The 11,670-nt window shown below is 59.1% G+C and carries 11 protein-coding genes; 3 read left to right on the top strand and 8 right to left on the bottom strand.

Annotated elements, in window-relative coordinates:
• The first annotated feature begins 90 nt into the window (after window positions 1-90).
• Window positions 91-1,110 carry an extracellular solute-binding protein gene (locus tag Q0478_RS04665; RefSeq protein WP_298676682.1) on the top strand — a complete coding sequence of 340 codons (1,020 nt, stop codon included), beginning with the start codon at window positions 91-93 and terminating at the stop codon, window positions 1,108-1,110.
• Between the two features lie 57 nt (window positions 1,111-1,167).
• Window positions 1,168-2,856 carry an amidohydrolase gene (locus Q0478_RS04660; RefSeq protein ID WP_298676680.1) on the top strand — a complete coding sequence of 563 codons (1,689 nt, stop codon included), beginning with the start codon at window positions 1,168-1,170 and terminating at the stop codon, window positions 2,854-2,856.
• Here Q0478_RS04660 and Q0478_RS04655 read toward each other — a convergent pair.
• The 5 genes from Q0478_RS04655 to Q0478_RS04635 are packed head-to-tail and all read right to left on the bottom strand — an operon-like array spanning window position 2,846 to window position 7,647.
• Window positions 2,846-4,324, bottom strand: coding sequence for an aldehyde dehydrogenase (locus Q0478_RS04655; protein WP_298676678.1), 1,479 nt, complete (start codon window positions 4,322-4,324; stop codon window positions 2,846-2,848). The two genes, Q0478_RS04660 and Q0478_RS04655, sit on opposite strands and share 11 nt — an antisense overlap.
• An 8-nt stretch (window positions 4,325-4,332) precedes the next feature.
• On the bottom strand, window positions 4,333-5,367 hold the full coding sequence (locus Q0478_RS04650; RefSeq protein ID WP_298676676.1) for an LLM class flavin-dependent oxidoreductase: 1,035 nt from the start codon (window positions 5,365-5,367) through the stop codon (window positions 4,333-4,335).
• A gap of 3 nt (window positions 5,368-5,370) precedes the next feature.
• Window positions 5,371-6,294, bottom strand: coding sequence for a flavin reductase family protein (locus tag Q0478_RS04645; RefSeq protein WP_298676686.1), 924 nt, complete (start codon window positions 6,292-6,294; stop codon window positions 5,371-5,373).
• The gene (locus Q0478_RS04640; protein ID WP_298676674.1) at window positions 6,291-7,076 is read right to left on the bottom strand and encodes an alpha/beta hydrolase; all 786 of its coding nucleotides are present in this window, start codon (window positions 7,074-7,076) and stop codon (window positions 6,291-6,293) included. Before Q0478_RS04640 ends, Q0478_RS04645 begins: the two co-directional genes overlap by 4 nt.
• A complete protein-coding gene (locus Q0478_RS04635; RefSeq protein ID WP_298676672.1) occupies window positions 7,048-7,647 on the bottom strand; it encodes an amino acid synthesis family protein in 600 nt (199 codons plus the stop codon). The genes Q0478_RS04640 and Q0478_RS04635 overlap by 29 nt, the downstream gene beginning before the upstream one ends.
• A gap of 107 nt (window positions 7,648-7,754) precedes the next feature.
• Between Q0478_RS04635 and Q0478_RS04630 the strand changes: the two genes are divergently transcribed.
• On the top strand, window positions 7,755-8,624 hold the full coding sequence (locus Q0478_RS04630) for a LysR family transcriptional regulator (protein ID WP_298676670.1): 870 nt from the start codon (window positions 7,755-7,757) through the stop codon (window positions 8,622-8,624).
• Here Q0478_RS04630 and Q0478_RS04625 read toward each other — a convergent pair.
• From Q0478_RS04625 to Q0478_RS04615, 3 genes are read right to left on the bottom strand one after another with little or no spacing between them, the layout of a single operon-like run.
• Window positions 8,621-10,150 (bottom strand): deoxyribodipyrimidine photo-lyase, encoded by a 1,530-nt coding sequence (locus Q0478_RS04625; protein WP_298676668.1) that lies wholly within the window; start codon window positions 10,148-10,150, stop codon window positions 8,621-8,623. The two genes, Q0478_RS04630 and Q0478_RS04625, sit on opposite strands and share 4 nt — an antisense overlap.
• Window positions 10,151-10,158: 8 nt before the next feature.
• A complete protein-coding gene (locus Q0478_RS04620) occupies window positions 10,159-10,323 on the bottom strand; it encodes a DUF2805 domain-containing protein (protein WP_298676684.1) in 165 nt (54 codons plus the stop codon).
• Between the two features lie 52 nt (window positions 10,324-10,375).
• On the bottom strand, window positions 10,376-11,518 hold the full coding sequence (locus Q0478_RS04615; protein WP_298676666.1) for an FAD-binding domain-containing protein: 1,143 nt from the start codon (window positions 11,516-11,518) through the stop codon (window positions 10,376-10,378).
• Window positions 11,519-11,670: the final 152 nt, after the last annotated feature.

The following is an 11,670-nucleotide window of genomic DNA, read 5'->3' as shown; positions in this document are numbered from 1 at the left end:
GGTCTCTGTCACCATGGTGATTATGTTTACCTTGCTCAGCAAAATGAAGACCGGACCCAACAACAACACTTAACCACTGGGAGACACCACATGAAAAAGACACTTGCAGCCATGGCGCTTGTTCTGGCCAGCCCCGCCTATGCGGATGGTGCGCTGAACATTTATAACTGGGGCAACTATACTTCGCCCGAGATGATCGAGAAGTTTGAGGCCGAGACCGGCATCAAAGTGACGATCACCGATTATGACAGCAACGACACGGCTTTGGCCAAGATCAAAGCAGGTGGCCACGGTTTTGATATCGTCGTGCCGTCGGGCACCTACATTCCGATCTTTGTGGGGGAGGGCTTGCTTATGGAGTCAAAGCCCAACGAGATGGAAAATTTCAAGCATATGGACCCGCAGTGGGTGGATGTAGAGTTTGATCCCGGCCGCAACTACACGGTTCCGTGGCAGTGGGGCACAGTGGGTGTGACGGTAAACACCTCGATCTATGGCGGCGATATTCACAGCGCGGCCCTGATTTTTGATCCGCCCGAGGAGCTCAAAGGTAAGATCAATGTCGTGCCGGAAATGAACGACGTGATGGGTATGGCCATTCACTATGTGGGCGGCGAGCAGTGCACCGCGGACAAAGAAGTCCTTATGAAGGTGCGCGACACGCTCAAGGCTGCAAAAGCGAACTGGCTCTCGATGGACTACGGTATGATCGAGAAATTTGCCAAGGGCGATGTGGCGGCTGGTGTAAACTGGAACGGGGCTTCGTTCCGTGCGCGTGAGCAGAATGCGGACATCGCCTTTGGCTATCCGCAGACGGGCTATCCTGTCTGGATGGACAACGCGGCGATCCTTGCTGATGCGAGCAATGTGGAAGAAGCCAAGACCTTCCTCAACTTCATCATGGCCCCCGAAAACGCGGCTATGCTCTCTTCCTTTGCACGCTATGCCAATGGCATTGCCGGCTCGGAGGCCTTCATGCCCGAAGATATGAAGAGCGCGCCCGAGATTGTCGTGCCAGCCGAGCTGAAAGCGGCGGCCTATGTGGCCAAGACCTGCCCGCCTGAGGCGAGCAAGCTTTACACTGCGATCTGGACTGATCTTCAGAAGTAAAACATCTTGGGCCTCGCCATACCGGCGGGGCCCTTTTTCTCTTTTGCGGAGCGCAAGATGACCCCTGACATCATTATCTACAATGGCGCGTTGATGACATTTGACGACGCGCAGCCCAATGCCGAAGCGCTTGCCATATCGGCAGGGCGCATCACCGCTGTTGGCAGCACTGCCGCTATCACGCCGCTGGCAGGCCCAGAAACGCGGATGATTGATGCTGCGGGCGCAACGGTGTTGCCGGGGTTTATTGACAGCCATGTGCATCTCTTTGGTGGCTCTGTGGAGCTGAGTTGCCTGAGCCTTTATGGGGTGTATGGGCTCGAGGCGATGGCCGAGGCGATACGGCCCTATGCGGCGGCGACCCCCGAGGAGGAGCTCGTCTTTTGTGTGATGTGTGACTATGGCATTCTGGGCACGGGCAAGACGCCCACGCGCCACGATCTTGATTATATCCTGCCCGACCGCGCGCTGGCGATGTTTGCACCCGATCACCACACCGTCTGGGCCAATACGGCCGCCCTCAAGGCGGCAGGGCTTTTGCAGGGAGGCGAGGTGGATGCCGGCTCGGAGATTGTTATGGGTGCGGACGGGCTGGCCAGCGGCGAGCTGCTGGAGCCGGGCGCCTATAGCCCTGTCTTGGCGTTGACGCGCCACGGCGGGCGCGAGATGATGGGGCTGACCACGGGCAAGGACCCCGTGCCCCCCGCTACGGCTGCGCAGCGCGAGATGGACAAGGATGTGATCGTGAAGGGCCTTGCGCACTGCGCTGCGCAGGGCATCACCGGGCTGCATCTGATGGATGGCAACACCTACCAGCTCGAGCTTTTGAGCGAGCTTGAGGCCGAAGGGCGGCTTCTGTGCCGCTGCAATGTGCCGTTTCACTTCAAGGGGACAGACCCTCTGGAGCGGATGGCAGCAGAAGCGCCCGAGATGCGCGCGCGCTTTCAGAGCGATATGGTGCGTTGCGCACATGTGAAGATGTTTATCGACGGGGTGATCGAGAGCGGCACGGCGCTGATGCTTGAGCCTTACCCTGGGGAGATGGGGGCAGGTGGCAACACGGGAGATGAGGTGTTCACGCAGGAGCACCTTGTGGCGGCTTGCGTAGAGGCCGACCGCCTTGGCTTTCAGATTGCCATTCATGCGATCGGGGATGCGGGTATCCGGCGCACGATAGACGCTTATGAGGCGGCGCTAAAGGCCAACGGAAAGCGGGACAGCCGCCACCGGATCGAACATCTGGAAGTGATGCACCCTGAAGATATCCCGCGTCTGGCAGAGCTTGATATTGTCGCTTCCATCCAGCCGGGCCATGCGCCGATGGGGCATATCTTCCCGCCGGATGGTGTGGGGAAATATCTGCATGATCACCAGATTGCCGGCGCTTATGCCTGGCAGGATATTCGCGAGACGGGGGCGAAGGTGATCTTTTCGACCGACTGGCCGGTGATTCCTGTGGATGTGATGCCCAACATCAAGGCCGCGATTGCGCCGCTTGATCTGGGCGAGCACTGGCGCGACCAGAGCCAGAGCCTGAGCGACACGCTGGAAAGCTACACCAAAGGGAACGCCTGGGCCGAGTTCTGCGAAGATGTGAAAGGCCAGCTCAAGGTGGGCATGATGGCCGATGTGGCCGTGATGAGCCATGAGCTGACGGCGCTGCCGCCCGGCGGGATCACACAGGCCGCTGCCTGTGTGACCGTTTGCAACGGCAAAATCACCTTTGAGCGGGCGCTCAGCGCATGACAAAGGGATTGGCCATGGGGCTGTCTGACGTGTTGATCCAAGTGGTTTTTGTGCGGGTGTAGTCATGGATGGCGTCAAGCCCGGCCTCGCGGCCATAGCCTGACTGATTGGAGCCTCCGAAAGGGGCAATCGGCGAGATGGCGCGGTAGGTGTTGATCCAGCAGATACCGGCTTTAAGCTTTGCCGAGACCCTATGGGCGCGCGCCAGATTCTGGGTGAACACACCCGAGCCCAGCCCGAAGGGAGAGGCGTTGGCCAGGGCAATGGCCTCTTCTTCCGTGTCAAAGGCCAGCAGCGACATCACCGGCCCAAACATCTCGATGTGCAAGGTCTCGGTTTCTGGGCTCGCACATTCGACCAGTGTCGGCGCCATAAAATTGCCGGCTTGAGGCAAAGGCGCGCCACCGAAGTGGAGTGTTGCCCCCTGCTGCTCGGCGCGTGCCAATGTGGCCACTATGTTTTCAATTTGATCACGGGTGCAGAGCGGACCAAGCTGGGAGGAGGCTTTAAGAGGGTCGCCAACGACGATTTGTTCGGCTTTGGCGGTGATTTTCGCGATCAGTGCCTCAAGGATGGGGCGATGGATCAGCCCGCGTGAGCCGGCAACACAGCTTTGCCCGGAGGCTCCGAAATTTCCGGCGATCAACCCGTTTGCCGCGCCGTCCAGATCGGCATCGTCAAAAACAATTATCGGTGATTTGCCGCCCAGTTCCAACGAGGTGACAGCGAAGTTTTCAGCCGAGTTGCGCACCACATGACGTGCGGTCTGTGGCCCGCCGGTGAAGGCAATTCTGTCTACGTCCGGATGGCGGGTCAGTGGGATCGCACAGTTTTCTGCTGTGCCGGTGAGCACAGAGACCACTCCGGCGGGAAAGCCGGCCTGCTCGATCAGCTTGGCGAAAGCCAGCATCGGCACCGGGGCGATTTCGGAGGCCTTGAGCACCACTGTGCAACCGGCTGCCAGCGCGGGGCCGAGCTTTGTGGCTGTGAGGAACATCTGGGCGTTCCAGGGCACCACAGCCACCACAACGCCGATCGGCTCGCGGCGCGTGAACACATGTAGATCTGGTTTGTCGATGGGCAGGACGGCTCCTTCGATCTTGTCGGCCAGGCCTGCATAGTAGCGATAATAATCGCCGACATAGGCTGTTTGGCTGGCCGTCTCCGCCAGTAGCTTGCCGCTGTCGTTGGTTTCAAGTTGGCCAAGATCAGCGGCGTTTTCTTCTATCAGCTCTGCCAGCCGGTAGAGCAGTTTGCCACGGGCTGTCTGGCTCATATCGCGCCAGGCCGGATCATTCAGGGCGCGGCGGGCGGCCATCATGGCCCGGTCCACATCTTCGGGAGCGGCTGCGGCGAAGCTGGCCCAATCCTCGCCTGTTGCAGGGTTTTGGCTTGTCAGGGTTTCCCGGCGGTGGCCTTCGCAAAAAGCGCCATCGATATAGAGTTGGAAATGGGGGCGTTGGGGCATGGCTGTCCTCATGTGAAGGCTGGCATAACATCGTCAATGAAGCGGGAAAGCGAGGCGCGTTTGCGCTCGGCGCTCATACCGCTGTCGATCCAGAAGGCGTATTCGTCATAGCCCAGATCTTCATAGCGTTTGATTTGGTCAATGACCTCTTGCTTGGTGCCAAGCGTGAGGTCGCGCAGCATGTTTTCGGGCGACATCAGTGTATTGGCGGCCATTTCCTCTTCGCTGAGCGCTTCAATGAGCCCCTGGCGCACCGGGCGGTTGTTCTGAAACCATGCGCCGAAATAGCAATAGAATTTTGACAGCTCGCTTGCGGCCTGCGCCACATCCTCGGCCGAGCTGCCGACATAGGTGTGGTGCAAAAGCATGATCTTGGGCCGCGGTCCGGCGTGGGCGGCGCAAGCTTGATTGAATTTTTCCATCAAGCTTTCGATCTCCGTGATCCCCTGCCAGAGGGGTGTGACCTGGATGTTAAAACCGTTTTCTATCCCGAATTGGTGGCTGTTGATATCGCGTGCTGCGATCCAGATCGGAGGGCCGTCCGGCTGCACCGGTTTGGGCGCGGATGTGGTGCTTGGAAATTGGTAGAACTGCCCTTCATGGGCGCAATCACCGGACCAGAGCTGGCGCAGAAGTGGCGCGCTTTCTCGCATGCGCTGGCCGGCATCCCAGGCATCCAGGCCGGGCATGATACGCTCGTATTCGTAGGAATAGGCACCCCTTGCAATGCCAAGTTCAATGCGCCCCCCGGTGATCAGGTCGGCGGCGGCGGCTTCGCCCGCGAGGGCAATCGGATGCCAGAAAGGGGCAATCACCGTTCCTGTGCCCAGGCGCAGGTTCTTGGTGTGATAGCTCAAGTCGACGAGGCTGAGAAACGGGTTCGGCGCAATGGTAAAATCCATCCCGTGATGTTCGCCTGTCCAGATGGCGCGCATTCCGCCGTCATCGGCTATTTTTGCAAGCGTGATCAACTCGTTGCGCAGCTCCTGCTGGTCTTGCTGCGGGGTGATCCGCTCCATGTGGGCAAACAGAGAAAACTCCATGCGCTATGTCCTCTTCATAGGGTCGTGAATGCTGCCGTCTTCCGTGGTTCCGAGATAGAGTCCGAAAACACGGGTTTGAGATTCCAGTGCGAAACGGGTCATCATGCGGGCGATGGCCGGGCTGCTGAACTGCTGCTCAGGCAACCGGGAAATGGGAATGCGCCGAATGTTGTTGCCTGATTCACGCAAGCGACCACTTGCAAGGAAATAACTGTGCTGGGCGCGTGGCTTGTGGCTTTCAAAGACAGAATATGCCTGTCCGAGCTCGGCTTCTATGCCGTTTTGAGCCAGCGTTTCTTGGAGATCTTCGATCAGGCGGCCCCGATCTTTGTGAGCGCATTGAGGCGGGTGCAGGCCCGCGTTCGTCTGCACCATCAAGACATGGTCGCCATCTTCGACAATTGCCCCGCAAATGGCGGGGCCATGCGGATCTTCAAACGCGGCGCGTTCCAGCCCGAGGCTGAAGTATTGTCCGCTGACATATCCGAGACCGGCTGTTTGGGCATGAGCGAAATCGGTTACTTCGCCCATGAGGATGGCATGATCGCCCGCAGGTATAACCCGCTCGGTGCGGCAGGAAAACGAGGCTGCGACCCCGTGAATGAGCGGCACACCCTGTGCATCGGGGCTATGCTCTATCTGGGCGAAGCGGTCGCCCTTGAAGCTGGCAAAGGTGTTGGACACCGCTTCCTGGCCCTCTGCGAGGATGTTGATTGCGAAATGCCGGCACTCGGTGAAGGCATCAAAGCTTGACAAGAACTTGCCCGGGCAGACCAACACCAAGGGCGGCTCCAGCGAGACCGAGGTAAAAGAGTTGGCGGTGAAGCCCACGGGGCTGCCATCTGCGCGCAGGGCCGTGACAACGGTCACACCTGTCATGAAGCTGCCAAAGGCGCGGCGCAGCTCTCGTGGATCAAGGGAGGTCATTGGCACAGCCCCGCTTTGAGCGCGCGGTGCAAAACAGGGTCAAGCGCGGTTGCGTGGGTCATGGGCATCATATGGGCGGCTCCGGCGATAACCACGGCTTCGCCCTGTGGCACCATCTGGGCCATCTGGTGTGACATGGTCGGGGTTGAATTGGGTTCTTCTGAGCCTGTGACAAAGAATGCGGGGCAGCGCACTCTGTGCAGAGTGCTGTCGCTCGGCCCGTCTTCATGGGCAAAGACAGAATAGGCAGCTTTGTAGCCCCGTGGGTTGGCCTGCATGAGCCAGGTGTGACAGGCGCGCCGGGCAGCGCTGTCTTGGGTGCCAAACCAACGTGTGAGCGTGTCTGTGGGGTCGCTGGTTGCAGTCTCTTGCAAACTGGCCAAGCGCGTCTGAACAGCAGTTTTGGCTGCGGGGCTGCGCCGAAAGATGGCATTAAGAGCCACAACACTGCTCACTTTCTCAGGGTGGTGCGCAGCAAGGGTCAGTGCCAGCAACGCGCCAAAGGAATGGCCGATCACGATGGTTGGTGAACTCAACAGCTTGGCCAGGGTTGTGGTGTAGTCAGCCAGATCGGGCTGGGAGTTGCCGAGTGCGGGGCTGTGGCCATGGCCGGGCAGATCCGGCGCGATCACATGATGGGCTGCACGGATGCTTTCCAGCTGTGCGCCCCAGCTCTCGGCTCTCAGGCCCACTCCGTGCAGCAACAAGACCCTCGGTCCTTTGCCTACCGTGATGGCGGCGAGGCCGCTCAGCTCAGACCGCGGCCGGGTTGTCCAGGTCATGGCCCAAGTCCTTCAAATCCTGATATCTGTCGCCAATACGGTGGTGGGGCCGCCCACCTGTTGATGCTCCGAGGACCACGACGATTTCGTCATCGCGCGGGGCATCCGGGATAGCGAACTGAATGGTCAGATAGTGGGAGCGGCGGCCGGCATCGTTCTTGTCCATCAAAGGCACCATCAGTGGCGCGTTGGCGCCACCACGGGTGTTGGTGAAGGCAAGATAGGATTTGGCGCCAACCGCTTCGCGGAAATGGTTGCCAAAGCGCAGGGTGTGAATGAGGCCTGATGCGTGTTCTATCTCGCCGTTGAGCCCGACAACAGCGGCTTTGCCATAGGCCTCGATGGCGGCACCTGAGCCTGCGAGCGTGATCATGCGCTCGGTAAGAAGCGCGCCGAGCTCCGGGCCAAAGGCGTGAATTTCAGGTTTAAGATCTTCGACATAGCGCCCTGCCCAGGGGTTGCGCAAGACGGCGGCAACCGCAAAGCAGCGCCAGGGCGGCGTGGCCGGGCGAAAGCCCTCGATCAAGATTTCTTCGTCATAGGTAACCAGTTTGCGAATTTCCGGGCGCATTTCCATTTCCTTGTCGCGTGTTCCTGACTCTTGGTTCGCTCACATCTGTTTGACAAACGAATGATGGCAAGGCTTAGGTATTAGCATTACTTATGGAGAGCTTGCCCATGGCCAAAGCATTGCCGCCGCTGGCATGGTTTCGTGCTTTTGAAGCTGCTGCGCGCCGGTTGAGTTTCACGGCCGCTGCTGAAGAAATCGGGATGACACAATCGGCTGTGAGCCAGCATGTGAAGGCGCTGGAAACCTCTTTGGGCACGGCATTGTTTGTGCGCCGTCCACGCGGACTGACCCTGACCGATGACGGGCGCAAGCTGTTGCCGCAGGTAGGCTCTGCACTGGAAACCCTCACACAGGCCGCGCGCGCCTTTGACCAATTGCCCAAACGCAATATTCTTACGGTTGCCGCGTCGGTGAGTGTGACACAATGGGTTCTTTCGCCCTTGCTGGGTGGGTTTTTGGCCCACCATCCTGATATTCGGCTGCGGTTCTTGAGCACGATTTGGCCTGATGAGGCGTATCGTGTGCGTGCGAATGTTGAAATCCGGTTTGGCTCGCAAAAGCAGGTGGGCGCCGGGGGGCGTCTTCTTGAGCCTAGCGGTTTGGTGGCGTTGAAAGCGCCGCAGCTTTTGGGGCCTCTCGAAGAATTGCCGTTGATTGAATCGGTGGGGATATCTGATGGCTGGGCAGCTTGGGGCACGGCGGTGGGGCTTGATGTAGCGCCACGGATATTTGTCGACAACTACGGTGCAGCGCTCAATTTTGCAGTTCAGGGGCATGGTGTGGCCCTGGTGAGTGAGGTGCTGGCGCAGCCGGCTTTGCAGACGGGTGTGCTGGTGCGGGCGCATGAGGCGGTGCTGCCCAGCAAGGAGGGCTATTATCTCTGGCATGATCCGAGCACCCCGGTTGCTGCCGAATTTTGCGACTGGATTCTGCAAGCTCTTGCCGGGTGCCCAGAAGAGGGTGCCGGCGCGGTTTAAAAGAGGTCAAGCTGGTCTTTTTGATCTGGCGCTTGTTTGGCTTTGGAGCGGCGCTTTCGGCTGCCGTGTTTTTGATAGACCGCGGTTTGCGCACTGCCAAAGGCCGCACTTTTGCGCACAGCTGCAATGCGCTCTTTGGCTTGCCGCGCCGCGTTTTCCAGGTGAACGATCGGCGCAGGATAAGGAGAGCCTTGCTGGGTTTGAAGCGGCTCAAAGAGTGTGCTTGCGAGCTGCCAAGGTGTATGGATCTGTGGGCCACGCAATGCACGAAGCTCTGGAACCCAAGTTGCGGTGAAACGGCCATCCGGGTCTTGGTCCAGCCCTTGTTTAACCGGATTGTAAACGCGGATCGCGTTTATCCCCGTGACACCTGATTGCATTTGAAACTGGCTGTAATGGATGCCGGGTTCGTAGTCGGTGAACAATCCGGCGAGGTAGGGGGCCGTTTTGCGCCAGTCCAGCCAGAGCTGGTAGCTGGCAAAGCTGACGAGCATGGCCCGCATTCGGAAAGTGATCCAGCCCCGATGGATGAGGCTGCGCATACAGGCATCTATGAAGGGCACCCCGGTTTGGCCCGTTTTCCAGGCCTCAAAGCGTGTTTCGCTGTGCTCACTTTCGCGGAGCCCTTCAAAGGCGGGGTGCATACAGCTGGTTTCAAGGCTGGGCTGGTCTTCGAGCTTCTGGATAAAGTGGCATCGCCAGGCGAGCCTTGCCCCGAAGGCGCTCAGGTTGCGCCCGAAGCGGGGTTTGTCGAGGGGGCTGAGCTGGTCTTTGCGCCGCTTGAGGGCCTGCACCACCTCGCGGGCCGAGAGGGTGCCCCATGCCAGATGGGCCGACAGCCGCGAGCAGCTGTGCTCGGAAGGTCCGGGCGCCGAGATATGGCGCAGGTAGTTGGCAGAGCGCTCTTCCAGGAAGCTGCGCAGTTCTTCTATTGCGGCGCGCCGGCCGCCCTTTTGGGCAAGGCCCGGTAAAGGGGGGCCGAACATCGGGTGATCTTTGGCGGGCAATGGTGCGCTCTGAACCTTGGGGGCAGCCGTGAGCTGCTCGGGTTTTGCGATCAGACTCTCCGCCATGCGCCGGTTGCGAATGGCGCTCCAGTTGTCACGGCTGTCAAGCCGCCTCACCACGCCGTTGGAGGGATATTCGCACACCGCAATGCCGCGTTCACGGCACATACGGCGCATTTTTTTGTCGCGCTCATAGGTCCAGAGATCGGCTGTTTCTTCATGGGCCCAGAGAGTGGACACCCCCAGCTCTTGATGAAGCGATTTGACAACTTCGCAAGCCTCGCCAACTCTTATGACCAAGGGTTGGCCAAGCCTGTGCAGGCCATGATTGAGGTCGCTCAGGCAGTCGTGGATAAAAGCCCAATGCCGCTGAGACGCGAAAGGCTGGGCCCAGTAGCCCGGCTCGACAATATACAGCGGAATGACTGGCGCGCCTTCTGCGGCTGCGTTCCAAAGAGGGGCATGATCTTGCAAGCGCAGATCACGTTTGAACCAAACGATATGCGGCGGGGCCATCATGTTGTGCCCTATTTATAATGCGCGCGGCGCTGGGAAAACTGCTGCACGCGTTTGCGCCAGGCCACATAACTGCCCCGACGCAGGCTGTTGCGCATGAGCGCTTTCACGTCTGGTTCTGACAGGCCGTAGAGCGCTTTGATCTGATCAAAGCGGGTATGATCGCTGAGCGCCATTTCTATGACGTCGCTCAGCTCTGCGGCGCTGAGGGTGCGTGCTGACTTGCGATTAGCCAAGATCCAAAACCTCAAGAAGGGTTGGGATTTGTTTTTTAAGTTTGAAAAATCCTTTTGTGGCATGGGGCCAGAGCAAGCTGTCATAGGCTCTTATTTTGTGAGAAATCTCATATCCTTTTGCCGTTAGGGCTTTTCTTGTATGCGCAAAGCCATCGGCCACAGGGCCCACAGGTATATGGGCGGTGAGAATGTGCTTGGTCTTGGCCTGTTGCGCTGCCGTCTCGATCGCTGCGCTCCAGTTATGGCCTTGATAGAGCTGACCGCCGTGGCGGGCCAGCGTATCGCGCAGCGCGCCCTGTGCAAAGCGCGAGGCTTCTGGGGACAGGATACCCAAAATACCAAGGCAACTGGGGGAAAGCGTGTCTCCGGCGAGGCAGTCTTCTTCCGTGATCACCAACAGGTGGGGTTTTTCGGGCTCGGCTTGTGGCGCGGAGAAAGGCACGGTGGCGTGCAACTCCAACTCCTCAAGAGGTGGCGCCGCCTGCGCGAGCCCGCCGACCGGGTTGAAGCGGCCCTGCGTGAACTTGGCGATGTTGTCTGCTGTGGCCAGATAGGTTTTGCCCTTCGTGTGTAACCCAGCGACCCAGCGCCAGCCCAGCGTATTGGACGCAGGGTCTGCATCTTGCAGGTGTTTCAAAAAGAAGGCGGCCCCCAACTCCCATGGCAGGCGCAGGGTGAATATCCAAATGGAAGCGAACCACATGCGTGCGTGATTGTGCAGATAGCCGTCGTTCTTGAGGGCGGCGCACCAATGATCAAAGCACTCAATGCCCGTTTGCCCAGCAACTGCGGTGCGGTAGGCTTTGCTGTTGTGGGCGGTCGTTTGTGCGACGGCGGCCTTGTAATGCTTCCAGACACTGGGGTGTTGTTCTAGCCAGCCTTTGAAGTAACCACGCCAGAAAACTTCCTGAACGAACACCTCCGCTTCGCGCTTGCTATGGTGGTTCAGCACCGCGCGTAGGACTTCGGTTTCGCTGATCAGCCGATGCCGCAGCCAGGGGGAGAGCTGCGAAACGGCGCCAATGCCTTCTGGGCTGACATCATAATTGCGGCCGTCCTGATAGGCTTTCCCGGCTTTGGATACAAAACAGTTCAGACGGGCAAGGCCTGCTTCTCTTGTCGGATCAAAAGGCATGTGGGTTCACAGTCTTTGAAATGAGCTGGAGTTTGAGCGCAAAACACCCCGTTTTGTTTGGCGATGTCTGCTGCATCTTTTTCCCTCCGCAGGCGGCCCTTCGCAACGCAGGTTGCATGGCTGTTTTGGGTGATACCGCTCTATGGGGAAGA

This window comes from uncultured Lentibacter sp. (assembly GCF_937123735.1).
Lineage (GTDB): Bacteria > Pseudomonadota > Alphaproteobacteria > Rhodobacterales > Rhodobacteraceae > Lentibacter.
Note: the sequence above shows the minus strand (reverse complement) of the source record. Positions and strands in the feature narration are given on the sequence as shown.

Excerpts from the sequence above, each read along its gene's own strand:
- Q0478_RS04665 (WP_298676682.1), top strand. The coding sequence starts at position 91 with ATGAAAAAGACACTTGCAGCCATGGCGCTTGTTCTGGCCAGCCCCGCC.
- Q0478_RS04660 (WP_298676680.1), top strand. The coding sequence starts at position 1,168 with ATGACCCCTGACATCATTATCTACAATGGCGCGTTGATGACATTTGAC.
- Q0478_RS04655 (WP_298676678.1), bottom strand. The coding sequence starts at position 4,324 with ATGCCCCAACGCCCCCATTTCCAACTCTATATCGATGGCGCTTTTTGC.
- Q0478_RS04650 (WP_298676676.1), bottom strand. The coding sequence starts at position 5,367 with ATGGAGTTTTCTCTGTTTGCCCACATGGAGCGGATCACCCCGCAGCAA.
- Q0478_RS04645 (WP_298676686.1), bottom strand. The coding sequence starts at position 6,294 with ATGACCTCCCTTGATCCACGAGAGCTGCGCCGCGCCTTTGGCAGCTTC.
- Q0478_RS04640 (WP_298676674.1), bottom strand. The coding sequence starts at position 7,076 with ATGACCTGGACAACCCGGCCGCGGTCTGAGCTGAGCGGCCTCGCCGCC.
- Q0478_RS04635 (WP_298676672.1), bottom strand. The coding sequence starts at position 7,647 with ATGCGCCCGGAAATTCGCAAACTGGTTACCTATGACGAAGAAATCTTG.
- Q0478_RS04630 (WP_298676670.1), top strand. The coding sequence starts at position 7,755 with ATGGCCAAAGCATTGCCGCCGCTGGCATGGTTTCGTGCTTTTGAAGCT.
- Q0478_RS04625 (WP_298676668.1), bottom strand. The coding sequence starts at position 10,150 with ATGATGGCCCCGCCGCATATCGTTTGGTTCAAACGTGATCTGCGCTTG.
- Q0478_RS04620 (WP_298676684.1), bottom strand. The coding sequence starts at position 10,323 with ATGGCGCTCAGCGATCATACCCGCTTTGATCAGATCAAAGCGCTCTAC.
- Q0478_RS04615 (WP_298676666.1), bottom strand. The coding sequence starts at position 11,518 with ATGCCTTTTGATCCGACAAGAGAAGCAGGCCTTGCCCGTCTGAACTGT.